Raw genomic sequence first — 21,753 nt, forward strand, 5'->3', positions numbered from 1 at the left:
ACCGTGCGGCCACAAGACTGGAACGTGTTACAGTCCGATTTGCTGTGGCCCACGTCACTCGTCGAGGGAGTCGCCTGTGCCCGTACGGCGGAGCAAGACCGCGTCGCTGGCGATCGTCGCCGTCGCCTACGTGGTCGCGCTGGCGGCCGCCGTCGCGTGGCTGGTGTGGGGGCCCGCGACCGGCCGGCTGTGGCTGGACACCCTGATCGCCGACGTGGTGGCGACCGTGGTCGTGTTCGCGTTCAGCCGCGCCTACCGCAATTCGAGTTTCTACGACGCCTACTGGAGCGTCGTGCCGCCCGTGCTGTTCGTCTACTGGTGGAGCCAGACACCGGACGCCGATGTGCTGCGCTGCCTGCTGATCGCGATCGCGGTCGGGTACTGGGCGGTGCGGTTGACCGGCAACTGGTTGTACGCGTTTCCCGGTCTGCACCACGAGGACTGGCGCTATCCGATGTTCCGGGAGCGGGCGGGCCGGTGGGCGGCCGTCGTCGACCTGGTGGCCATCCACCTCATCCCGACCCTGCAGGTGTTCCTGGCCATGCTGCCGATCTACGTCGCGGTCACCACACCCGGTGCGGGCCTGAGGTGGCTCAGCGCAATCGCGTTCGTCGTCGCCGTCGCCGCGGTGACCCTCGAGTTGGTGGCCGACGTGCAGATGCACCGCTTCGTCGCAGGCCGCAGACCCGGTGAGGTGATGGACCGCGGGCTGTGGGCGTGGTCGCGGCATCCGAACTACTTCGGCGAGTGCGGCTTCTGGGCGGCGCTGGCGCTGTTCGGGGCGGCCGCCTCCCCGGGTGACGCGTGGTGGCTGTTCGCCGGGGCCGCGGCGATGCTGGCGATGTTCCTGGGCGCGAGCATCCCGATGATGGAGGCGCGCAGCCTCGAACGCCGCCCCGGCTACCAGGACGTGATGGACCGCGTTGCGCGGTTCGTGCCGCGGCCGCCCCGCAGGGCGCGGGTGTGAGCCGCCCGCGGGTCGTCGTCGCCGGGCTCGGCGACAGCGGTGTGCTGACCGCGATCCGGCTGGCCCGGCACTGCGATGTCGTCGGCATCGCGGCGCGACCGGGTCTGGTCAGCGGACAGGAACTCGGGGTGCGTCTGGCCCGCCCCGACGACTGGGCCCGCGACTACTGGATCTCGTTCGACCGCTTCCGCGCCCTGGACCGGGTACGCACCGAACACGCCACCCTGACCGGGGTCGACCTGGCGGCCCGAAAGGTGTTCGCGCAGAGGGTGACCGGGTCGACGGTCGCCGAGGGGTACGACGCGCTGGTGATCGCCACCGGCGTCACCAACGGATTCTGGCGCAGACCCGGATACCGCTCGGCCGACGAGGTCACCGCCCAGTTGCGCGCCGACCACGAACGATTGGCGGCCGCCCGATCGGTGCTCGTCATCGGTGGCGGCGCCGCGGCGGTGAGCAGCGCCGCGAACCTGGCGTTGACCTGGCCCGCCACCCGGGTCGAACTGTGCTTCCCAGGGCCGCGGCCGCTGGCGCAGCACCATCCGCGGGTGTGGGTGAAGATCGCCCGACGGCTCGCCACGCTCGGCGTACTGATGCGTGCGGGTCACCGCGCCGTCGTCCCGGACGGCTTCGCGTGCGATCGCATCACCTCCGGACCCGTCGAGTGGAGCACCGGACAGCCGGCGTCCCCGGCCGATGCGGTGCTGTGGGCGGTCGGGCGGGTGCACCCCAACACCGGGTGGTTACCCGCCGAGATCCTCGACGACGACGGGTTCGTCCGCGTCACACCGCAGCTGAAAGTCACTGGCCAGCAACAGGTTTACGCGATCGGCGATGTCGCGGCCACCGATCCGCTGCGCAGCAGCGCACGCAACCGCGCCGACAAACTGCTCGCCCACAACGTGCGCGCGGATCTCGCGGGGCGCCCGCTGCGCGCCTACCGGGCGCCGACCCGCCGTTGGGGTTCGGTACTCGGCGGACAACCCGACGGCCTCGAGGTGTTCGCCCCCAACGGCACGGCGTTCCGGTTCCCGGCGTGGTCGGTCGACCGGGTGCTGCAACCGTGGATCGTGCGGCGCGGAATCTACCGCGGCGTGCGCCCGTCGCCGTCGGTCAGCCGGCCGTCCCGGTCGTGACCGTTGCGCATCAACGCCTGTTCGACGGTCGGGTGGGTCTGCAGCACATGGTCGAGGCGGGTGATCTCGATCGGTTGCAGGACGTAGGGCTGATCCGCGACGAGTACCACCACTGTGCCGTCGGCAGCGCCGTCCTCGTAGCAGGACAGCACGGCGTTCAGCGCGGCGCTGCCGAAATACGTGACCCCGGACAGATCGACGACGACGAGGTGGCTGGACTGACCCAGTGCGTCGTCGCGAGCCTTCGCGAGGTGAGTGTTCAGCGCATCGACCGACAGCGAGTCGACGTCACCCTTCACACTGACGAGGATCGCGTCCCCGCGTACCTCGTGCTCGACCTCCAACGACTGCATCCGTGAAAGCCTGCCTCGAATCCCATCTGGTGTATGCCGCGGCTGACGGCGCCGACGGATGTGCCGGCCCGGACAGTCCGGACCGACACGCGAAGTTTAGTCCGCCGCGGCTGGGGCGGGCATCCGTTCAGCGCATCGTTACGCACCGATACGTGCGTGAATTGTCAGCAGCAGGTGGTCGAACTGGCTCTGCGTCGCCGACGGGGCCGGCGGCAGCGTACTGATCTCGGAGACGAGCTGGGCGGCCAGCGCACGCAGTTTGGTGTTGGTCTCCTGGGAACGCCACTGCAATACGTTGAACGCCTGCTCGGCGCTGATCCGGTAGGTCACCATCAGCGCGCCCTTGGCCTGTTCGATCACCGCGCGGGATTCGAACAGGCCCGGCAGCTGCTCGTCGAGCACTTCCTGGCGCACCTCATCGAGGCTCGGGGTGAGGTCGATGTAGTAGCCCGTCGAGCCGATGACGGCCCCGCGGTCGTCGTACATACGGTCGGCGACGACGAGCACATCGTGCAGGTCACCGCGGGTGTCGAGGAACCTGTGCCTGCTGGAGAACGCGTCCCCGGTGTGCAGCGCGTGGTCGAGCAGATCCTGCACCAGCCTGCGGTCGTCGGGGTGTTTGTGCGACAGCAGCAGATCGGTGGTGGGTTCGACGGTGCCCGGCTCGTACCCGTGCATCCTGGCGACCTCGTCGGACCACTCCCACCGTTGTCCTACGAAGTAGAACTTGAAGCTGCCGATGTGCGACGGCTGACCGTCGGCGGCACCGTCCTCGAAGCGTCGTCTCCCACCCGTTCGCGGCATCAGCCGATTATTTCACCCGTACCTGTGGGGAACTCCGCGTTGATCCGGTCCAGCAGGGCGGGGTAGCGGTTGGCCTCGCGGTGCCTGCCCGGCTTACCGCTGCTGACCACACCCACCGCCAGGGCCCGGCTCGGATCCGCCCACACCGCGATGTCCACCAGGCCCGTGTGCCCGAACGCCGCGGGCGCGTCCCGGCCGAACGGCCCGAATCGCTTGGAGCCCAACATGTATCCGGTGCCCCACCGCAGCGGCATCAGCCCGGTGGCGAGATCCGGTCGCAGCCGCCGGCATTCGCGGGTGGCCGCGCGCAGGGTGTCGGGTGACATCACCCGCACCCCGTCGAGTTCGCCGCCCCGGCGCAACAGTTCGGCGAACCTGGACAGTTCCTGCGCATTCGACACCGTGCTCGACGACGGCACCACCCCGGTCAGGAACAGCGGGGTGTTGGTGAACGGGATGATCTGGTGCAGCGTCCCGCCGACGGCCGTGCGGAACGCCGCCGCGATCGGCGGGGGCAGCGGTTTGCCCGTCGGGTGGCTCGGCGCCACCAGCGGCACGTCCCGTTCGGCGACGCCGAAGTTGGTCCACCGGAAACCGAGCGGTTCGAGGATCTCAGTGGCCAGGATGTCGCGGATATTGCGGCCGGTCGCGGCGGAGACGATCTCGCGGACGAGCGGCCCCCAGGTCAGCGCGTGGTAGATGTGTACCAACCCCGGCCGGTACAGCGGTCGCAGGTCGCCGAGCATCTCGCGGGCGTACTCGCTGTCGTTCATCCGCTTGAGGTTGGGCCGCTTACCGGTGGGGAACGGCACGCCCGCACTGTGGGTCATCACGTGGCGGATCGTCGTGCGGTGCTTGCCGTGGCTGGTGTAGTTCGGCAGGTATTCACACACCCGGTCGTCGAGTGAGAAGTGCCCGCGTTCGGCCAGCATGTGCACGACCGTCGTGGTCATCGCCTTCGCCGCGCTGTACACACAGAACGGGGTGTCGGGGGTGACCGGGACCTTCTCGGCGTCGGGCGGATCGTCGGGTCCGTTACCCCACCCGTGGCCGATCGCCCGGTTGAGCACGACGCGGCCGTGGTGCCGGACGCACACCTGGATCGCGGGGTGCATCCCGGCCGTGTACCAGTGCCGCGCCGCCTGCCAGATGCGCTCGACGGCGGCGGCGTCCACCCCGGAGTGGTCCTCGGCCCCGACGGCGGTGACCGCGTCGAGGTCGGCCGGCACGCGGATGCGGCCCTCCTGGGGCTCGGTGCTGGTCATCGAGCCAGGGTAGGTCACGCCGGCAGGCCGGCGATGAGTCGAGGGCCCGCAGGCCTCAACTTCGCCGTCGACGATCTGGAGGCCCATCTGGCCGAGATCGGCGCGCGTGGCATCGAGGCCGAACCGATCGCCGACGCGGCCAAGGGGGTGCGCCTGGCGACCCTCACCGATCCCGACGGCAATGTGCTGCGGCTCGTCGGCGGTTTCCGCGTCGAGTACTGACCGGCGCATCGCTGACCTGGAAGGATCAGGCTTGCAGCGGGGCCCGGCTGGGTACCTGGTATCGCACCGTCGCCGGAAGAGTCGCTTTCGGCGCTGCTGCGGGAGGTATCGATGTCATCGCAGGCGACTGACGAGGCGCAGGGCGAATCTGCCGGCGCCGAGAAGCTCAAGCGCAAGATCACGGGGCCGTTGCTGTTCCTGTTCATCCTCGGCGACGTGCTCGGCGCGGGCATCTATGCGCTGATGGGGGTGCTGGCCGGCGACGTCGGCGGGGCGCTGTGGGCGCCGCTGGTGGTGGCGCTGCTGCTGGCGCTGCTCACCGCCGGGTCGTACGCCGAACTGGTCACCAAGTATCCGAAGGCGGGCGGCGCCGCGGTCTTCGCCGAACGCGCCTTCAAACGGCCCTTGGTGTCGTTCCTCGTCGGGTTCAGCATGCTTGCGGCCGGGGTGACCAGCGCCGCGGGCCTGTCGCTGGCCTTCGCCGGGGACTACCTGTCGACGTTCATCGACGTACCCACAGTGCTCGCCGCGGTCGTGTTCCTCGCGTTGGTGGCCGCGCTCAACGCGCGCGGCATCAACGAGTCGGTGAAGAGCAACGTCGTGATGACGGTGATCGAGTTGAGCGGTCTGCTCATCGTCATCGTCACCGTCGCGGTCATGCTCGGGGGCGGGCGCGGCGACATCGGCCGGATCACCGAGTTCCCGGACGGCGCGACACCGGCGCTGGCGATCCTGGCCGGCGCGATCGTCGCGTACTACTCGTTCGTCGGGTTCGAGACGTCGGCCAACGTGGCCGAGGAGATCCGCAGGCCGAGCAAGGTGTACCCGAGCGCGCTGTTCGGTTCGCTGATCACTGCGGGCGTGGTGTACGCGCTGGTCGGTATCGCGAGCGCGATCGCCCTGCCGCCGGACAAGCTGGCGGAGTCGTCGGGCCCGCTGCTCGATGTGGTGGCCGCGACCGGTGTCGGCGTCCCGGACTGGCTGTTCAGCGCGATCGCCCTCGTCGCCGTCGCCAACGGCGCCCTGCTGACCATGATCATGTCCAGCCGCCTGACCTACGGCATGGCCGAGCACGGTCTGCTGCCCAGTGTGCTCAGCCGGGTGCTGCCCGAGCGTCGCACGCCGTGGGTGGCGATCGTCGCGACGACCGTGGTGGCGATGCTGCTCACGCTGGTGAGTTCGCTGTCGACGCTCGCCGAGACGGTGGTGCTGCTGCTGTTGTTCGTGTTCGTCTCCACCAACGTCGCGGTGCTGGTGTTGCGGCGCGAACCCGTCGAGCACGAGCACTTCCGGGTGTGGACCGCCGTTCCGGTGCTCGGCGTGGCGTCGTGCGTCCTGCTGATGACCCAGCAGACCGCCAAGGTGTGGATGTTCGCGGCGATCATGCTCGGCGTGGGTGCGCTGCTCTACGGACTCGCCCGGCTGGCCACCAAGCGTGAGGGCTCTGCGGCTTGAGAACCCGGGCAGCAACGACGAAACCCCGCAGCCGGAGCTGCGGGGTTCGTCTGTGTCGGGCGGCTAGCTGATGCCGACGACCTCCTGCGCGATGGCGGCCAGCCGCGTCTGGGCGGCGGACACGACGCGCGAGCGGTTCTTGTGCGCTTCCTCCCACGCGACGATCGTCCGGATGTCGGACGCATCGGTGAGGTCCTTCACCGCGGCCACGGCGTCGGCGACCGTCAGCTCGTCGTAATCGCTGATCGGCAGCTCCGAAGCGTCCAGCACACCGGCACCGTCGCGGACCGAGTGCAGCGCGTCGGCGGCCTGGCCCGCGCCTTCGTCACGGGTGACCTTCTCGGCGGCGGACAGCGCCGCGTCACGCGATGCGCCGATGGCCTTCGAGGTGATCTCGCTGACACGGGCACCTCGGCTGACGAGCTCGTTGAACGCCGGGCCGGTGTTCCGCAGCGCCTCGACGGTGCGGTCGACACCGCGGGTGGTCCAGTTCAGCGGCAGGTTGACCGCCTTGACCGCGGCACCGGCGGCCGCCTGCAACGGGGTCCGACGCAGCGCGGCCGGGCCACCGAGGGCGTCCTCGGCCAGCACGGTGGTCAGCCACTCCACGGTCGCCGAATGCGCCGTGATCAGTCGCTCGGCCAGCGCCTGGATGTCCTGTTCCTTGGCGGACACGGCCAGCGCCTTGAGGTAGCGCGACCGGTCGAGGAGCTGGTCCTCGAGCGCGAGGTCGCCCAGCAGCGCCTCGTCGAACGGCTCGGCCTGCTCGGTCAGCGCCTTGACGGCGGCCGCGGCACGGCCCAGGAACGGCCCGATGACATCGGGGTAGCCGCCGAGGTCGCGGATGGCGCCTTCGATGGCCTCGGCACGGTCGCGCCCGTTCGCGGCGTTCTGCTCGAGTTCGGTGCGGACCGCTTCGGTCCGGGCCTGGGCGACCCGGGTCTCGGCGACCTGGATCTCGGTGTTGGTGAGGTCGAGGATCGCGCGCAGTTGCGCGAGCAACTTCGTAGTGTCTGTGTTCGTCACGTATTCGCTCCCATTTCGCGTTGACTTAATCCCTGTCGGCGCTCGGGTGCACCGTTGAAAGGGTTGCCGTTCGGGGGAGCGAGTAACCCGGATCCGTCCCGATGTGACCTATGTCATCATCTGCCCGCCGCTCTGGGTGCGCTGCCCATAACAATTTGATATCGGAGCAAATCACGATCATTTAAGAAATCGCGTTCGACTCTGAGGAAAAAGAACCCGAGATGGCCGTATTCCCGCAGCATAAGCCCGATTATGAGGGCGATATCACACCGAATTCCTGTAACACGACCTATGGGCGTCGGGGCGACGTGAATTGCTTCGGAAAGCACCATTCACCTTCCGGTACTTTCGGTTCAGGACGGGGGAAAGCGCAATTGCAGCGCACCATATACCGAAATCCGAAGAGGAAGTGATCATGAATTTCAGTGGTAATGCAGCTCGCCGGGGGATCGCCGGTGCGTTCGCCGGAGTCCTGTTCGGCGGAGTCGCGGCAGCAACCATCGCGGCGCCGACGGCGTCGGCCGCGGTCGACTGCTCGGCCAGTGGGGTCGCCAACACGGTCAGCAGCGTGACCGGCTCGGCGCGCCAGTACCTCGACGCACACCCGGGCGCCAACCAGGTGGTGACCGCGGCGATGCACCAGCCGCGTGCGCAGGCGGAGGCCGACATCCGCGGCTACTTCACCGCCAACTCCCAGGAGTACTACGAACTGCGCGGCATCCTCGCCCCGATCGGCGAGACGCAGCAGCAGTGCAACGTGACCGTGCTGACGCCGGAACTCGCGTCGGCCTACGACCAGTTCATGGCCGGCTGACACAGCGCGGACCGACGGCCCGTCATCGCGACCTCAGTGTCGCGGGGCGGGCCGCCGTCGTCTCCGGAGTCGTTTGAGCGCGGACGGCACGGGTAACAGACCTGCCAACAACCGCAGGACGAACGAGGAGATCCGATGGGCGAGCGCGTGTCAGCCCCAGCCGACGCGACCACCGAGGCGATTGCCACCACGGCGTTGTTCCTCAACTTCACCGCGGTCATCGCTCTGGCGGTATGCCTGGCCAGCGCCGGGACGTCCGACACCGTCGTCGCGGTCATCGCGGGCGCGATCGCCGTCCTGAGCTTCGGGGCCAGCCTGCTGTGCTTCAGCGCCCAGGCGCGCGAACGGCAGCGCCAGGAGATGGCCACCGCGGAGGTCGCGGCCGCCGTCAGCTGAGGTCGGTCAGGGCTTCGGGCCCTTCGCAGCGCCGAGCATCGGGGTCAGCTGTCCGAGTATTTCCAACGGTCCTGGCGGCGGAGGCGGTGGCGGGCACGCGGTTCCGCAGGCGCTGAGCGTCCACGTCTGGCACTCGTTCGTGGTGAAGGACGCGTCCGTCGCCTCGATCCGCACCGACGCCGGCTTCTTCGTCAGCGCGTTGTCGACGAGCTTGCCGTCGCCGCCGGTCCGCTTCCAGTAGCACGCCGAATCCGGAATCGGCCCGCTCGAGGTGTAGGTCCCGGGCAGGATGTCGACGCCGATCTTGTAGGTGCCGTCCTTGTCGATCGTCGAGGCCGGAGCCGGCGCCGGCGCCGGGGAGGGCTCCGGTTCGGCACTCGCGATGCCGGCGCCCAGGAATCCCGCGGTCAGCACGGCCACGGCTGGAGTCACGGCGACCGAGGCGAGTCCCCCCGGGGGCCTGGTTACCTTCATGCGGGCGATCGTACCTCTAGCTAAGCTAAGCGTCACAGGGCTTCATTGCGGCCCGGGTCACGTCGGTGACGATGATGTGACGGGCATCTCTGCTGGTCCAAGCGTTGCTGCGCGGAGCGTTTAAATCATCTAAGGTTCCTGCTTATACTGGCTAAGTTCTTAGCGAGGGCGAGGAGGAACCGGCGTGCACACAGTGGCCTTGAGCTGCGGTGATGCGTCTTCCGCCACGGCTTCGCTGGTGCGCGGAGCGGAAAGTGGGTTCACGCCCGCCCGTTCTGTAAGAGAGGATACGGCCGGTTCGAGCGGCACGGCCGTGTTCCGTGTAGCCGGTTGACCGAGACGACGAGCCAGCGACTGTCGGGGATATAGCACATGTTGAGTGTCGCCAAAAAGGCGTGGATACCACTGTTGATCGTGGTCGTGGTGTTGGTCGCGGGGTTCACCGTGCATCGCATCCGCGGGTTCTTCGGATCTGACGGAATCACCGTGACGCCCAGGGTCTTCGCCGACGATCCGGAACCGTTCGACCCCAAGGTGGTTCGGTACGAGGTCAGCGGTAACGGCAGCTACGCCAACATCAACTACCTCGACCTCGATTCCAAGCCGCAGCGCCTCGACCAGACGGCCATTCCCTGGGGGATCACCCTCGAGACGACGGAGGCGTCCGCCGCCCCGAACCTCGTCGCCCAGGGCGACGGCGATTCGATCACCTGCCGGATCATCGTCGACGACGAAGTGAAAGACGAGAGGACCGCGACCGGCGTGAACGCCCTGACCTACTGCTTCGTGAAGTCCGCATGAGCGCGCCGACGACCGACGCGCCCAGCGACGCGTTTCCCCCGCCCAAACCGCACAACCGGTCCTTCATCCCCAGGACGATCCGCGCGCTCGCCGTGCCGATCATCCTGGTCTGGATCGCGATCATCGCGGTCCTGAACGTCATCGTCCCGCAGCTCGAAGAGGTCGGGCAGATGCGTGCGGTGTCGATGAGCCCCGACGACGCGCCCGCGATGATCTCGATGCAACGCGTCGGCGAGGTCTTCGAAGAGGGCGACTCCGACAGCAACGTGATGATCGTGCTGGAGGGCGAAGAGCCGCTCGGTGACGCCGCGCACGCCTTCTACGACGACATGATCGACAAGCTGGAAGCCGACCCGAAGCACGTCCAGTCGGTGCAGGACTTCTGGAGCGATCCGATGACCGCATCGGGCTCCCAGAGCAACGACGGCAAGGCCGCCTACGTCCAGGTCAAGCTGGCCGGTAACCAGGGCGAGGCGCTGGCCAACGAGTCGGTGGAAGCCGTCCAGCAGATCATCGACAGCCTCGAGCCGCCTCCTGGCGTCAAGACCTTCGTGACCGGACCGGCGGCGCTGGCCGCCGATCAGCACATCGCCGGCGACCGCAGTATGCGGATGATCGAGATGGTCACGTTCACGGTGATCATCGTCATGCTGCTGCTCGTCTACCGCTCGATCGTCACCGTGGTGCTGATGCTCGTCACCGTCGTGCTGTCGCTGGCCGCGGCCCGCGGTGTGGTGTCGTTCCTCGGCTACTACGAGATCATCGGGCTGTCCACGTTCGCGACGAACCTGCTGGTGACGTTGGCGATCGCGGCGGCCACCGACTACGCGATCTTCCTGATCGGCCGATACCAGGAAGCGCGAAGTCTGGGCGAGGACAAAGAGACTGCCTACTACACGATGTTCCACGGCACCGCGCACGTCGTCGTCGGTTCCGGTCTGACCATTGCCGGCGCCACGTTCTGCCTCAGCTTCACCCGACTGCCGTACTTCCAGACGCTCGGTGTCCCCCTGGCCATCGGCATGGTCGTCGTGGTGCTCACCTCGCTCACCCTGGGTGCGGCGATGATCACCGTCGCCAGCAAATTCGGTCTGCTCGAACCCAAGCGGGCGATGCGTGTGCGGGGTTGGCGCAAGATCGGTGCCGCGACCGTGCGCTGGCCCGGACCGATCCTCATCGCCACCATCGCGCTCTCGCTGATCGGCCTGCTGACGCTGCCCGGGTACCGGACGAACTACAACGACCGCAACTACCTGCCCGCGGATCTGCCGGCCAACGAGGGTTATGCGGCGGCGGACCGGCACTTCTCCAACGCCCGGTTGAACCCGGAACTGCTGATGATCGAGACCGACCACGATCTGCGGAACTCCGCGGACTTCCTGGTGATCAACAAGATCTCGAAGGCGATCTTCCAGGTCGAGGGCATCTCGCGGGTGCAGTCCATCACCCGGCCGGACGGTAAGCCCATCTCGAACACGTCGATCCCGTTCATGATCGGCATGCAGGGCACTCAGCAGAAGCTGACCGAGAAGTACAACGAGGACCTCACGGCCCAGATGCTCAAACAGGCCGATGACATGCAGACCACCATCGACAACATGACGGAGATGCAGGCCATCACCGTCCAGATGGCGGGGGTGACCCATGACATGGTCACCAAGATGAAGGATATGACCGTCGACGTCGAGGAATTGCGCGATCACATCGCCAATTTCGACGACTTCTTCCGACCGATCCGCAACTACTTCTACTGGGAACCCCACTGCTACGACATCCCGGTCTGCTTCGCGATCCGGTCGGTGTTCGACACCCTCGACGGCATCAACGTGATGACCGACGACATCAAGGCGATCATCCCCGACATGGAACGGCTCGACGCGTTGATGCCGCAGATGGTCGCGCTGATGCCGAAGATGCTCGAGACGATGAAGACCATGAAGGTCATGATGCTGAACATGCATTCCACCCAGAAGGGGATGCAGGATCAGATGACCGCAATGCAGGGCGATACGACCGTCATGGGCGAGGCCTTCGACGCGTCGATGAACGACGACTCGTTCTACCTGCCGCCCGAGGTCTTCGACAACGCCGACTTCAAACGCGGTATGGAGCAGTTCATCTCGCCCGACGGCAAGTCGGTGCGGTTCATCATCAGCCATGACGGTGATCCGCTGACCCCGGAGGGCATCGCCAAGATCGACAAGATCGAGACGGCGGCCAAGGAGGCGGTCAAGGGCACGCCACTGGAAGGGTCGACGATCTACCTCGGTGGTAGCGCGGCCATGTTCAAGGACATGAACGACGGCAACACCTACGACCTGCTGATCGCTGCAATCGCCTCGCTCGCACTGATTTTCATCATCATGCTGCTGATCACGCGAAGCGTGGTGGCGTCGGCGGTGATCGTCGGCACGGTGGTGCTGTCGCTGGGCGCGTCGTTCGGTCTGTCAGTGCTGATCTGGCAGCACATCATCGGTATCGAGTTGCACTGGATGGTGATGGCGATGTCGGTCATCATCCTGTTGGCGGTCGGTGCGGACTACAACCTGCTGCTGGTCTCCCGGCTCAAGGAGGAAATCCACGCGGGCCTGCGGACCGGCATCATCCGCGCGATGGGCGGCAGCGGCTCGGTCGTGACCGCGGCCGGTCTGGTGTTCGCGTTCACGATGATCTCGATGGCGGTCAGTGAGCTGACAGTGATCGCCCAGGTGGGCACGACCATCGGTCTGGGTCTGCTGTTCGACACCCTGGTGATCCGCGCGTTCATGACGCCGGCGATCGCGGCGCTGCTCGGCAAGTGGTTCTGGTGGCCGCAGCGCGTGCGCAACCAGCCGGTGCCGTCGCCGTGGCCGTCGGTCGGTCCGCCGCCGCCCCCGCGGGAACCCGTCCCGGCACCGTGAGCCAGTGAAAGTCGGCGCGCTACGCGAGTAGCGCGCCGACTTTTTGCGCCAGGGCCACCCCGAGGTCGCGGTTGTTCTGCTCGGTGAAATGGATGCCGTCGACGCCGTCGGTGCTGATGACCGAACCCGCGTCGAAGAAGTCGACCTTCATGTGCGAGGCCAGCGCCGAATAGGCGGTCGCCAGCGCGTCGGTCTTCTCCTGCCCGCCGGCGAAGATCAGGTCGAACCACGGGTGCGGGATCGTCGCCAGCGGCGGCGGGGAGACGACGAGGACGCGCGGCGCCGGGTACACGGTGCCCACCCCGCCGGCCGCGGTGAGCACGTGGTTGATCAGGATGCCCATGCCCATCGCGATGTCGAGCGGCTCGCGGTGGAAGTACGCCTTCGTGTCGTTGGTGCCGAGCATCAGGATGACGAGGTCGAGGGGGAGGTGGCTGGCCAGGCAGGCCGGCAGATAGGCCGCACCGTTGAGGCGCGGGTCGCTGGGATCGTCGGCGTTGGTGGTGCGTGCGCTGAGGCCCTCTTCGATGACGGTGTAGTCGGCGCCGAGCTCGTCGGCCAGCACTCCGGTCCAGCGCACGTCGCGCGGATAGCGCTCGGTGGGGACACCGTCCTCGACGGGCACCCAGCCCCACGTCAGCGAGTCGCCGAAGCACAGAACACGTTTCGCAGCCATGCCTCACCGTAGCCCGGTGATGGTGCACCGGACGGTGATTCCCGTTCGGGTTACCCTCGAGGAGTCGACGAGAGGGGCATGGCCCATGGCCGGAAGAACGATCGTCATCACCGGTGCCAGCGACGGTGTGGGTGCCGCGGCGGCGAAGCGGCTGACCCGCAGCGGTGAACGCGTCGTGGTGGTGGGGCGCTCACCGCAGAAGACCGCGGCCGTCGCCGAACCGCTGGGTGCGGATTCGTACGTCGCCGACTTCGCCGATCTGGCGCAGGTGCGGGAGCTCGCGGCGCGACTGCTCGAGAAGTACCCACGCATCGATGTGCTGGCCAACAACGCCGGCGGCATGATGAACAGCCGCGAGACCACCGTCGACGGCTTCGAGAAGACCTTCCAGGTCAACCACCTGGCGCCGCTGCTGCTGACCACGTTGCTGCTCGACCGGCTGGTCGAGAGCCGGGCCTCGGTGCTCAACACCTCGAGTATGGCCAACAAATTCGCGCGCGTGGACTTCGACGATCTCGACGCGGTGCAGAACCAGAACGGATCGGTGGCCTATGGGTCGTCGAAGCTGGCCAACATCCTGTTCACCAAGGAACTGCACCGCCGCTACCACCGGGCCGGAATCTCCACGGCCGCATTCCATCCCGGACCAGTGGCGTCGAACTTCAGCGCCGAGGTGCGCAATCCGCTGTTCGGGGTGCTCTACCGCACCCCGCTGCGGCACGTCGTGCTGATCGGGACCGAGCAGGGCAGCGACGAACTGGTGTGGCTGGCCTCGTCCGAGCCGGGGGTGGACTGGCAGTCGGGGCAGTACTACGTCAAGCACAAGGTGGCGCGGGCCAACAAGATCGCCGACGACGCGAAGGTCGCCGAGCGGCTGTGGGACCGCAGCCTCGAACTGCTGGGTGCGAAGGTGGTGTCATGACGGTTTCGGTGGTGGACAACGGGCCGGGGCAGGTGAGCAGGGCCGTCGAGGTCTCCGCGCCCGTGGCGGAGGTGTTCGCGTTGGTCGCCGATCCGCGGCGGCACCACGAGTTCGACGGATCGGGCACGGTGGGATCCAACATCGACGCACCGACGAAACTGGTTGCAGGGTCGCGGTTCTCGACGAAGATGCGGATGTACGGGGTGCCGTACCGGATCACCAGTACGATCACCGCGCTCAACCCGGACCGCCTGGTCGAGTGGCGGCACCCGTTCGGCCACCACTGGCGGTTCGAGTTAGAGGAGTTGTCGCCGACGCGCACGCGGGTGATCGAGACCTTCGACTACCGCGACACCGGGGCGCTCAAGGACCGGGTGCGCTACTACGAGCGGACCGGCTTCGCCAAGCGCAATGCGGCGGGTATCGAGGAGACGTTGCGACGGCTGCAGGACCGGTTCGCCTGAGTCAGCGCGCGGCTTGTTGGGTGCGGCGTGCGGGTTTCGGAAGCGGTTCGGCGGCAGGCGGATTGAGCGCGTCGAACATCATGCTCAGGTAGCGACGGCGCATCGCGCGGGGTTGGTTCATCGCGACGGAGGCGGTGGTGACCATGGCCACGAACGTCGCGACGTCGTCGGAGGTCAGGTCGGGGCGGAGTGCGCCGGTGGCTTGGGCCTGCATGATCATGTCGTCGAACTGTTCGCGGTCACGGGTGAACAATTGGGCGGTCAGGTCGGCGAGGTCGCCGATCGAGGTGAGCAACGGCCGCTGACGAAACATGACCTCTTCGAGATGGGCCAGCGCGTCGATGAACGCGGCGCGTGGGGCGTCACGACCGAGGGCGAGGATCGCGGGTTTGATGTCGGTGACGACGATGTCCTCGTACACGGCGGCGGCGAGGGCGCGGCGGTTCGGAAAGTGGCGGTAGAGCGTGGCATTGGCGACGCCTGCGGCTTCGGCGACCTGGCTGAGGGTGGCGTCGCCGTCGCGGCCGAACACCTCGCGGGCGGCGGCGACGATCCGGTGGACATTGGCGAATGCGTCCGATCGCCGGTTCCGCGGAGTCGCCACGCGAAAATGGTAGCGCGCTCCCAGTTCGCTGCGGTGATCTTGGGAGCTCCCGTTTCGCGTTTGTGACCGCAGGGCGGGATTCTGGGCCCGGAAACCGCCGTCTGGTTACGAACGTGGGGGGCGGGCGCGGCTCGGGTGTGTGTGGGTCCTCAGTTCTGATATCGCCGGCGATAGCACTCGGGGTGGTGGGCGAGGTTGCGTAACGCTGTGGCGGGATTTCGGGTCGAGAACCGCCACGGCGTTACGCAAGTCGGGGGTGTGGGTTCGCGTTTGTGACCGCAGGGCGGAATTTTGGCTCGGAAACCGCCGCCTGGTTACGCACGTGGGTGGCGGCCCGCGGCCCGGGTGTGTGTGGGTCCTCAGTTCTGATATCACCGGCGATAGCACTCGGGGTGGTCGGCGAGGTTGCGTAACGCTGTGGCGGAATTTCGGGTCGGGAACCGCCACGGCGTTACGCAAGTCGGGGGTGTGGGTTCGCGTTTGTGACCGCAGGGCGGAATTTTGGCTCAGAAACCGCCGCCTGGTTACGAACGCGGATGGTGACTGCGTGCGGGAGGTACTTCTTGCGGGGCAGTGTCACGGGCCCGGCGCTGAATCGCATCGGTTCGGTAACCGCCCTGAATCTGCGTTTGAGCCGAATCCGCCGTTGACTAGGTTCTTCATCAAGATCAAGTCGTAGAGGTCGGGGATCCCTTGTCGCGGAACGCGAATCGCTTCACCACGAAGGTTGTGGCCGTTGCCGGTCTGATGTCGGCGGGCCAGGTGCTCGCACCGCCGGTATTGGCAGAGCCCAGTCCGGGCGTGCCGTGCCTGGCGATGGTGCAGGAGTTCGCGGCGTCGCCGCCCGACCTGGGGAAGTCCTTCGCAAACGCGGCGACGGCGCTCGCCGAACAGGCCGCCGCGCCCGCAGCGGAGGCGGCGCCGGTGGTCGAGATGTCCGCGCCGGTAGAGGGGATCGCGCCGCCCGCAGAGGCGGCAGCGCCGGTCGCCGAACTGGCAGCACCCGCGGGGGACGCTCTGCCGATCGCTGAAGTGGCGGCGGACGCTCCGCAGGCCGCACTCGTCGAAACCGCGGCCGCAGCCGCCCCCGCGCCCGCTCCGGCCGCGCCCCCTGTGCCGTTGGCCGCCGCGCCTCCGGTGGCCGCGCCTGCCTTACCGCCGGTCCCCGCGGTCGCTGTTCCGAGTCCGCCGGCCCCGCCGCTGCCGCCCCCGGCCGCACCGCTGGTGCAGGGGGCTGAAGTGGTGCCGCCTGCCCCGGTGGAAGTGGCGCCCCCGGTAGAAATAGTGCCGCCGGTCGACGTAGCGCCGCCGGCCGAAGCGGTGCCGCCTGCCCCGGTGGAAGTACCGGCCCCGCCCGTGGAGGCCCCGCCGGTCGAGGCGGTCCCGGTCGAAGCGGTGCCGCCTGCGCCGGTGGAGATAGTGCCCCCAGCGGAAGTAGCGCCAGCGGAAGCGGTGCCGCCCGTCCCGGCGGAAGCAGCCCCGCCGGCCGAAGCAGCACCCGTCGAGCACCTGTCCGCACCGCTGCCGGCACCCGTCGACGCCGCCGAAGCCGCTGGTGCCGCGGCCTCCGCGCTCGCCGCCCCGCCCACGATCACCCTCCCGACGGTTCCAGGCTTTCCCGTCCAACTCCCCAACGAGCTGTCGATGCCCCGCGACCTGGTCTGCGAAGGCACCGCCTTCTAGATCACACGGGCCACAGGTGTGGAAACCGCCGCCGGGGGTAATCCACGCCGGATATGACTGCCGCAGGAACCCGCCCCGATCAGCAATCCCTCGTCGAAACCCAGCGCGTCGTGCGGGCGGTCGGCGAAGCCTTCGCGGCCAAGGTCGTCGGCCAGCACAACCTGCGAGAATCGCTGCTGATCGGCCTGCTGACCGGCGGGCACGTCCTCATCGAGAGCGTGCCGGGCCTGGCCAAGACCACCGCCGCCCGCGTCGTCGCCACCGCCATCGACGGCTCCTTCCAGCGCATCCAGTGCACCCCCGACCTGCTGCCCAGCGACATCATCGGCACCCAGATCTACGACGCAGCCACCAACCGCTTCGTCACCCAACTCGGTCCGGTGCACGCCAACATCGTGCTGCTCGACGAGATCAACCGCTCCAGCGCCAAGACCCAGAGCGCCATGCTCGAAGCGATGGAGGAGCGCCAGACCACGATCGCCGGCCAGGTGTACCCGCTGCCCGAACCGTTCCTCGTCATCGCCACGCAGAACCCCGTCGACCAGGAGGGCACCTATCCGCTCTCGGAGGCGCAGACCGACCGCTTCATGATCAAGGACCTGCTCGACTACCCGACCGTCGACGAAGAGGTCGAGGTGATGGCGCGTATCGACGCGGGCCTGTTCGACGCCGACCACTTCACCGGCCCGGTCGTCGGCCTCGACGACGTCCGCCGCGCCCAGCACGTGGTCCGGCGGGTGCACATGGACCCGGTGCTCGTGCAGTTCGCGAGCCGCATCGTCGAGGTGACCCGCCGACCCGAGCAGTACCTGCCCAAGCAGATCGCACGGTTCGTCACCTACGGCGCCAGCCCGCGCGCCACCATCGCGCTCTGCCAGGCCGCCCGCGCACTCGCCGTGCTGTCCGGGCGCGCGCACGTCCTGCCCGAGGACGTCGCCAAGGTCACCCACCGGGTCCTACGGCACCGCCTGATCCTGGGCTTCGAAGCGGCCAATGCCGACGTCACCTCCGACCGTGTCGTCGACGCCGTGCTGCAGGTCGTGCGGGTGCCCTGAACCCGTGGGCACCCATCTCAACCGCGCGCGGGCGTATTTCGGCAAGGACGTCCGCGGACTGCTCGACGGCGGCCGCTACGCGTTGTTGCACACGCGCAGTCTGGAATTCGACGATCTGCGGCCGTACGTCCCCGGCGACGACGTCCGCGACATCGACTGGAAGGCCTCGGCGCGTTCGGGCAGCGTGCTCATCAAACGCTTCGTCTCCGAGAAGCACCACAAGATCTTGCTGGTCGCCGACGCCGGCCGGAACATGTCCGCGCAGGCGCCCAGCGAGGAGTGCAAACGTGACGTCGCCGCGCACGCGATGGGCGCGATCGGATTGGTCACCCTCAACCGCTCCGACGAGGTCGGCATGGTCCTCGGCGACGCCCGTGGCTGCGCGAACATGCCCGCCCGCCGGGGTGAGAATCACGTCGAGAGCCTGCTGCACCGCTGGTACGCCCAAAGCCTCGCCGACCCGGGCCCGAGCGACATCACCGCGCAACTCGATTACGTCGCAACGCATTACGGGCACAGCCGACTGGTCGTCGTGGTGTCCGACGAACCGGACAGCACCCCGCGACTCGACGAGGTGCTGGGCCGGCTGTCCGCCCGCCACGACCTCATGTGGCTGATGGTGTCGGACCTCTCGCCGCTCGGCGGACCCGAGGACGCCGACGGCTACGACGTCGCGACCGGCAAGGTGGTGCTCACCGGCGCGACGCTGGGGCGCCGCGTGGTCGCCGCGTACCGCCGAGCCGAGAAAGCCCGCCGGAAACGGCTCGACGCGCTGCTCACCCGACATGGTGTGCCCTACACGATGCTCTCCGGCAGCGGCGATATTCGCCGCGAACTCGTCGCGCTCAGCGAGGTCCTGACCCGTGCCGGATGAGTTGTTGCGCCACGTGATCGGTCCAACGCCGTACTCGACGTGGTGGCTGTGGGTGGCGATCGTCCTGCTGGTGATCGTGATCGCCTGGTACGTCCTGGTTTTCGTGGCGACGCTGCCGTCGGAGAAGCTGCGTGGCCGCCGCGTCGTCGGACCGCTGCACGCTAAGGTGCTGCGCCACCGGTACGCCCGGCGGATCACGGCGGTCACCGACGGCCATGCGGCCGGCCGGCTCACCGACGCCGACGCGTATGCGGCGCTGGCCCGGACGCTGCGCAGCTTCCTGCACCAGGCCACCGGGGTCCGCGCCCAGTACATGCAACTCGACGCGCTCGCCGACAGCGTTGCCGCACCGGCGGTCCCGGTGCTCGCCGAGATCACCGACATCCGGTTCGCCGGGGCCCGCGGTGACGTCGGCGCCCTGGCCGCCCGCGCACAGGAACTGGTCCGCACATGGACCTGAGGTGGTGGCTGATCGCGGTGGCCGGAATCGTCGCGCTGGCCGCGTGTTTCGTGCTGGGCGCGGTGCTGCCGCTGGCGCCCGACCGGCGTGCGCTGCGGCCGCTGGCCAACGTCGCGCGCCTGATCCGGCTATCCGAGTACGCCCGTGCCGCACGGCTGCGGTCGATCTCCACGGTCGCCACGCTGGTGCTGCTGATCCTGCTGTTCGGGGCGGCGACGGTGGCCGCGGCGCGGCCGAGCGGACCCGACGAGGACTTCGCCCGCACGCACCCCGAAGACGTGATGCTCTGCGTCGCCGACCCGGCCACCGACCCGCGCACCGCCGCGCTGCTGCGCCGCACCGCCGAGCAGGTCGACGGGTTCCAGACCGAACGCATCGGCCTGACGTCGACCAACCGCCGCGTCATCCCGCTCACCCGTGACTACCAGTACGCCGCGGAACGGTTGGGCAGCCTCGCGCAGGGGACCGGCCGGCTCACCGCGCCGGTCACCTACACCGACTACGCGCCCAGCGTCGACGACGTACTGGCGTTGTGCCTCACCGGGTTTCCGGACTTCGAACAGAAGACCGCGCACCGCCGCTCGGTCGTCTACCTCGGCCCGCCCACGTTGCGCGCCGACGGCGAAGAGCGGCCCGCCCTCTTCGACGCTCAGCGCGCCGCCGACCTCGCCGACGCCGCGGGCGCGCAGGTCAACGTGATCACCTCAGGTGACGACGCCGCACTGCGGAACCTCGCCGACCGCACCGGCGGGCAGTTCACCGTCGCCACCACCCCCGCCGAGGTGCGCACGGCTATAGACCGGATCGACGACCACCCCGCACCGCTCGTGCTCGACGACGGCACGCGGGTCACCGGGGCGCGCCAGGATGCGCCGACGCCGGTACTGGCCGTCGTCCTCGTGGTCACCGCCCTGCTGAGCGTCACGTTGGTGGTGCTGCGCCGATGACCTTCCAGCCGATCGTCCCGTTCGCGATCCTCGCCGTCGTCGCCGTCGCCCTGCTGGCCGCGCGGCTGGTGACGCTGCGTCAGGTCCTGGCGGCGACCGGCGCGCACCGCAGGCGGGCGTTGGCCCATTGGGGCGCAACGACCTCCATCGTCGTGCTGCTGCTGTTGGCCGTCACCCGGCCGGCACTCACCGCGGCCGGCGACGACCCCGGCGAACGGGCGAGCGGCGCTGACACCAACGTCTTCGTCGTCGTCGACCGGACCGTCGATGCGCGCGCCGACATCGAGGCGCTGCTGGACCGCTATCCGCAGGCCCGGTTCGCGATGATCACGTTCGCCCCCGAACCGTCCTTGGCGTGGCCGCTGTCGCAGGACGTATGGAGCTTCGGACCCGCGGTCGACGCCCTTGGGGCGCTGCCGCCCGGCGACCCGGCCCGCACGGATGCGGCGGCGCCCGGAAACATCTTGCGCTACCAGCTGATTCAGGCCACCCAGCAGTACCCCGGCTCGCAGAACCTCGTGGTGTACGCAGGGGCGGGCGCACCGGGGGCGACGCTCGCGCAGGGCAGCATCGACGTACCCGCCGATTCGGTGAGCGGGGGAGCGGTCCTCGGCCACCCCGCCGACGGCGCACTCGACGAGGCGACGCTGCAGGAGATCGCCGACGACCTCGGCGTGCCCTACGTCGACCGGCGCGACGGAGGTGAGCTCCCGCAGATCGAGACCACCGCAGGCGAGGCGACAGAACCCGCACCCGCCGGTGCGCGCACGGAGCTCTACTGGCTGCTGTGCCTGGCGGCCGCGCTGCTGCTGCTCGGCGACATCTGGTTCAGTGTGCGGGAACTGCGGCAGAGCCGGGTGGCCCGACGGGACGTGTTGTCATGACGCCGTCGCGACTGCGGATCCGGCGGCGGCTGCTGTTCTGGAGCGCGCCGCTGGTGCTGGCGCTGGTGCTGGTGGCGTTGAAAAGCCTGTCGGTCGTGATCGTCGGCGACGCCGCGGTGCGCGACCACGCCGACCGCGACGCCGACGCGCTGGGCACCGATGCGGCGATCCTCGGCATCGCCAACATCATCGAACCGGAGAAGCTGCCGTTCCTCGAGGGCACCCGGGCCGTACTGGAACGCCGGCTCGACGACGCCGACCGATTGTTCAGCGGCGTGCTCGACGAGACCGCCGCCGACGAGTCCTGCCCGGTGCGGGTCAACCTCGAACTGGTCCGGGAACGCCGCGGTGACGACGCCGCGTTCATCGGCCGCAACGCCGACGCCCGCGACCTGTACACCCAGGCGCTGGCCCTCGTCGACCAGGCGCCACCGGGGTGTTTCACGGGGAACCAGGACCCCGACGAACAACGCCGCGCCGTGCGCGCCGACGCCGGAGCCCGGCTGCAGGCGAAGATCGACGGGTTGCGGGACGCGCCGCCGGTCGCGCCACCGCCCCCGCCACCACCGCC

At 68.6% G+C, this 21,753-nt stretch carries 24 protein-coding genes; 17 read left to right on the plus strand and 7 right to left on the minus strand.

Annotated features, from left to right (window positions below; genetic code table 11):
- Positions 1–76 precede the first annotated feature (76 nt).
- A complete protein-coding gene (locus AU194_RS24740; RefSeq protein WP_197417735.1) occupies positions 77–967 on the plus strand; it encodes a DUF1295 domain-containing protein in 891 nt (296 codons plus the stop codon).
- Positions 964–2,103, plus strand: a complete 1,140-nt coding sequence (locus tag AU194_RS24745; protein WP_059091914.1) for an FAD-dependent oxidoreductase — start codon at positions 964–966, stop codon at positions 2,101–2,103. Before AU194_RS24740 ends, AU194_RS24745 begins: the two co-directional genes overlap by 4 nt.
- Here the strand turns inward: AU194_RS24745 and AU194_RS24750 are convergent.
- The 3 genes from AU194_RS24750 to lipE form a co-directional block, all read right to left on the minus strand.
- Positions 2,052–2,456, minus strand: coding sequence for an STAS domain-containing protein (locus AU194_RS24750; RefSeq protein WP_059091915.1), 405 nt, complete (start codon positions 2,454–2,456; stop codon positions 2,052–2,054). The two genes, AU194_RS24745 and AU194_RS24750, sit on opposite strands and share 52 nt — an antisense overlap.
- A 138-nt stretch (positions 2,457–2,594) precedes the next feature.
- Complete coding sequence (locus tag AU194_RS24755; protein WP_059091916.1) at positions 2,595–3,260, minus strand: PAS and ANTAR domain-containing protein; 666 nt, start codon at positions 3,258–3,260, stop codon at positions 2,595–2,597.
- Entirely contained in the window at positions 3,260–4,525 is a 1,266-nt protein-coding gene (gene lipE, locus AU194_RS24760) for a lipase LipE (RefSeq protein WP_059091917.1), read from the minus strand. The genes AU194_RS24755 and lipE overlap by 1 nt, the downstream gene beginning before the upstream one ends.
- Positions 4,526–4,558: 33 nt before the next feature.
- Here lipE and AU194_RS24765 point away from each other — a divergent pair, with 33 nt between their 5' ends.
- On the plus strand, positions 4,559–4,747 hold the full coding sequence (locus tag AU194_RS24765; RefSeq protein WP_369804218.1) for a VOC family protein: 189 nt from the start codon (positions 4,559–4,561) through the stop codon (positions 4,745–4,747).
- 111 nt (positions 4,748–4,858) lie between these two features.
- Positions 4,859–6,202, plus strand: a complete 1,344-nt coding sequence (locus AU194_RS24770; RefSeq protein WP_059091918.1) for an APC family permease — start codon at positions 4,859–4,861, stop codon at positions 6,200–6,202.
- Between the two features lie 63 nt (positions 6,203–6,265).
- Here AU194_RS24770 and AU194_RS24775 read toward each other — a convergent pair whose 3' ends face one another.
- A complete protein-coding gene (locus AU194_RS24775) occupies positions 6,266–7,228 on the minus strand; it encodes a hypothetical protein (protein ID WP_059091919.1) in 963 nt (320 codons plus the stop codon).
- A 415-nt stretch (positions 7,229–7,643) separates the two neighbouring features.
- On the opposite strand from AU194_RS24775, the gene AU194_RS24780 reads away from it, so the two are divergent.
- Positions 7,644–8,042 carry a heme-binding protein gene (locus AU194_RS24780; RefSeq protein ID WP_059091938.1) on the plus strand — a complete coding sequence of 133 codons (399 nt, stop codon included), beginning with the start codon at positions 7,644–7,646 and terminating at the stop codon, positions 8,040–8,042.
- 135 nt (positions 8,043–8,177) lie between these two features.
- Positions 8,178–8,438 carry a hypothetical protein gene (locus tag AU194_RS24785; protein ID WP_059091920.1) on the plus strand — a complete coding sequence of 87 codons (261 nt, stop codon included), beginning with the start codon at positions 8,178–8,180 and terminating at the stop codon, positions 8,436–8,438.
- A 6-nt stretch (positions 8,439–8,444) separates the two neighbouring features.
- Here AU194_RS24785 and AU194_RS24790 read toward each other — a convergent pair whose 3' ends face one another.
- Positions 8,445–8,912 carry a hypothetical protein gene (locus AU194_RS24790; protein WP_059091921.1) on the minus strand — a complete coding sequence of 156 codons (468 nt, stop codon included), beginning with the start codon at positions 8,910–8,912 and terminating at the stop codon, positions 8,445–8,447.
- Positions 8,913–9,284: 372 nt separating this feature from the next.
- Here AU194_RS24790 and AU194_RS24795 point away from each other — a divergent pair, with 372 nt between their 5' ends.
- Both AU194_RS24795 and AU194_RS24800 read left to right on the plus strand, forming a co-directional pair.
- Complete coding sequence (locus AU194_RS24795; RefSeq protein WP_059091922.1) at positions 9,285–9,713, plus strand: MmpS family transport accessory protein; 429 nt, start codon at positions 9,285–9,287, stop codon at positions 9,711–9,713.
- A complete protein-coding gene (locus AU194_RS24800; protein ID WP_059091923.1) occupies positions 9,710–12,613 on the plus strand; it encodes an RND family transporter in 2,904 nt (967 codons plus the stop codon). Before AU194_RS24795 ends, AU194_RS24800 begins: the two co-directional genes overlap by 4 nt.
- A 19-nt stretch (positions 12,614–12,632) precedes the next feature.
- Here the strand turns inward: AU194_RS24800 and AU194_RS24805 are convergent, their stop codons facing one another.
- A complete protein-coding gene (locus tag AU194_RS24805; RefSeq protein ID WP_059091924.1) occupies positions 12,633–13,289 on the minus strand; it encodes an SGNH/GDSL hydrolase family protein in 657 nt (218 codons plus the stop codon).
- Between the two features lie 85 nt (positions 13,290–13,374).
- Here AU194_RS24805 and AU194_RS24810 point away from each other — a divergent pair, with 85 nt between their 5' ends.
- Together AU194_RS24810 and AU194_RS24815 are read left to right on the plus strand one after the other, a co-directional pair.
- Complete coding sequence (locus tag AU194_RS24810; protein ID WP_059091925.1) at positions 13,375–14,211, plus strand: SDR family NAD(P)-dependent oxidoreductase; 837 nt, start codon at positions 13,375–13,377, stop codon at positions 14,209–14,211.
- A complete protein-coding gene (locus tag AU194_RS24815; protein WP_059091926.1) occupies positions 14,208–14,675 on the plus strand; it encodes an SRPBCC family protein in 468 nt (155 codons plus the stop codon). The genes AU194_RS24810 and AU194_RS24815 overlap by 4 nt, the downstream gene beginning before the upstream one ends.
- 1 nt (position 14,676) lies before the next feature.
- Here the strand turns inward: AU194_RS24815 and AU194_RS24820 are convergent, their stop codons facing one another.
- Positions 14,677–15,279, minus strand: coding sequence for a TetR/AcrR family transcriptional regulator (locus AU194_RS24820; protein WP_059091927.1), 603 nt, complete (start codon positions 15,277–15,279; stop codon positions 14,677–14,679).
- 729 nt (positions 15,280–16,008) lie between these two features.
- Between AU194_RS24820 and AU194_RS24825 the strand changes: the two genes are divergently transcribed.
- The 7 genes from AU194_RS24825 to AU194_RS24855 all read left to right on the plus strand — a co-directional run.
- The gene (locus AU194_RS24825) at positions 16,009–16,962 is read left to right on the plus strand and encodes a hypothetical protein (protein ID WP_231743573.1); all 954 of its coding nucleotides are present in this window, start codon (positions 16,009–16,011) and stop codon (positions 16,960–16,962) included.
- A gap of 53 nt (positions 16,963–17,015) precedes the next feature.
- Positions 17,016–18,017: a MoxR family ATPase gene (locus tag AU194_RS24830; protein WP_059091929.1), complete on the plus strand. Its 1,002-nt coding sequence runs from the start codon at positions 17,016–17,018 to the stop codon at positions 18,015–18,017.
- 4 nt (positions 18,018–18,021) lie between these two features.
- Entirely contained in the window at positions 18,022–18,891 is an 870-nt protein-coding gene (locus AU194_RS24835) for a DUF58 domain-containing protein (RefSeq protein WP_059091930.1), read from the plus strand.
- Positions 18,881–19,351: a hypothetical protein gene (locus tag AU194_RS24840; protein ID WP_059091931.1), complete on the plus strand. Its 471-nt coding sequence runs from the start codon at positions 18,881–18,883 to the stop codon at positions 19,349–19,351. Before AU194_RS24835 ends, AU194_RS24840 begins: the two co-directional genes overlap by 11 nt.
- The gene (locus AU194_RS24845; protein WP_059091932.1) at positions 19,342–20,298 is read left to right on the plus strand and encodes a hypothetical protein; all 957 of its coding nucleotides are present in this window, start codon (positions 19,342–19,344) and stop codon (positions 20,296–20,298) included. The genes AU194_RS24840 and AU194_RS24845 overlap by 10 nt, the downstream gene beginning before the upstream one ends.
- The gene (locus tag AU194_RS24850) at positions 20,295–21,182 is read left to right on the plus strand and encodes a hypothetical protein (RefSeq protein ID WP_059091933.1); all 888 of its coding nucleotides are present in this window, start codon (positions 20,295–20,297) and stop codon (positions 21,180–21,182) included. Before AU194_RS24845 ends, AU194_RS24850 begins: the two co-directional genes overlap by 4 nt.
- On the plus strand, positions 21,179–21,753 hold a 575-nt coding region (locus tag AU194_RS24855), incomplete at its 3' end, for a hypothetical protein (RefSeq protein WP_059091934.1). The genes AU194_RS24850 and AU194_RS24855, both read left to right, overlap by 4 nt.

It is taken from the genome of Mycobacterium sp. GA-2829, from assembly GCF_001499965.1.
Lineage (GTDB): Bacteria > Actinomycetota > Actinomycetes > Mycobacteriales > Mycobacteriaceae > Mycobacterium.

What these genes read in the sequence shown, in the direction of transcription:
- AU194_RS24750 (WP_059091915.1), bottom strand. Translation starts at nt 2,456, where the DNA reads ATGCAGTCGTTGGAGGTCGAGCACGAGGTACGCGGGGACGCGATCCTC.
- AU194_RS24755 (WP_059091916.1), bottom strand. Translation starts at nt 3,260, where the DNA reads ATGCCGCGAACGGGTGGGAGACGACGCTTCGAGGACGGTGCCGCCGAC.
- lipE (WP_059091917.1), bottom strand. Translation starts at nt 4,525, where the DNA reads ATGACCAGCACCGAGCCCCAGGAGGGCCGCATCCGCGTGCCGGCCGAC.
- AU194_RS24765 (WP_369804218.1), top strand. Translation starts at nt 4,559, where the DNA reads ATGAGTCGAGGGCCCGCAGGCCTCAACTTCGCCGTCGACGATCTGGAG.
- AU194_RS24770 (WP_059091918.1), top strand. Translation starts at nt 4,859, where the DNA reads ATGTCATCGCAGGCGACTGACGAGGCGCAGGGCGAATCTGCCGGCGCC.
- AU194_RS24780 (WP_059091938.1), top strand. Translation starts at nt 7,644, where the DNA reads ATGAATTTCAGTGGTAATGCAGCTCGCCGGGGGATCGCCGGTGCGTTC.
- AU194_RS24785 (WP_059091920.1), top strand. Translation starts at nt 8,178, where the DNA reads ATGGGCGAGCGCGTGTCAGCCCCAGCCGACGCGACCACCGAGGCGATT.
- AU194_RS24790 (WP_059091921.1), bottom strand. Translation starts at nt 8,912, where the DNA reads ATGAAGGTAACCAGGCCCCCGGGGGGACTCGCCTCGGTCGCCGTGACT.
- AU194_RS24795 (WP_059091922.1), top strand. Translation starts at nt 9,285, where the DNA reads ATGTTGAGTGTCGCCAAAAAGGCGTGGATACCACTGTTGATCGTGGTC.
- AU194_RS24800 (WP_059091923.1), top strand. Translation starts at nt 9,710, where the DNA reads ATGAGCGCGCCGACGACCGACGCGCCCAGCGACGCGTTTCCCCCGCCC.
- AU194_RS24805 (WP_059091924.1), bottom strand. Translation starts at nt 13,289, where the DNA reads ATGGCTGCGAAACGTGTTCTGTGCTTCGGCGACTCGCTGACGTGGGGC.
- AU194_RS24810 (WP_059091925.1), top strand. Translation starts at nt 13,375, where the DNA reads ATGGCCGGAAGAACGATCGTCATCACCGGTGCCAGCGACGGTGTGGGT.
- AU194_RS24815 (WP_059091926.1), top strand. Translation starts at nt 14,208, where the DNA reads ATGACGGTTTCGGTGGTGGACAACGGGCCGGGGCAGGTGAGCAGGGCC.
- AU194_RS24830 (WP_059091929.1), top strand. Translation starts at nt 17,016, where the DNA reads ATGACTGCCGCAGGAACCCGCCCCGATCAGCAATCCCTCGTCGAAACC.
- AU194_RS24845 (WP_059091932.1), top strand. Translation starts at nt 19,342, where the DNA reads ATGGACCTGAGGTGGTGGCTGATCGCGGTGGCCGGAATCGTCGCGCTG.
- AU194_RS24850 (WP_059091933.1), top strand. Translation starts at nt 20,295, where the DNA reads ATGACCTTCCAGCCGATCGTCCCGTTCGCGATCCTCGCCGTCGTCGCC.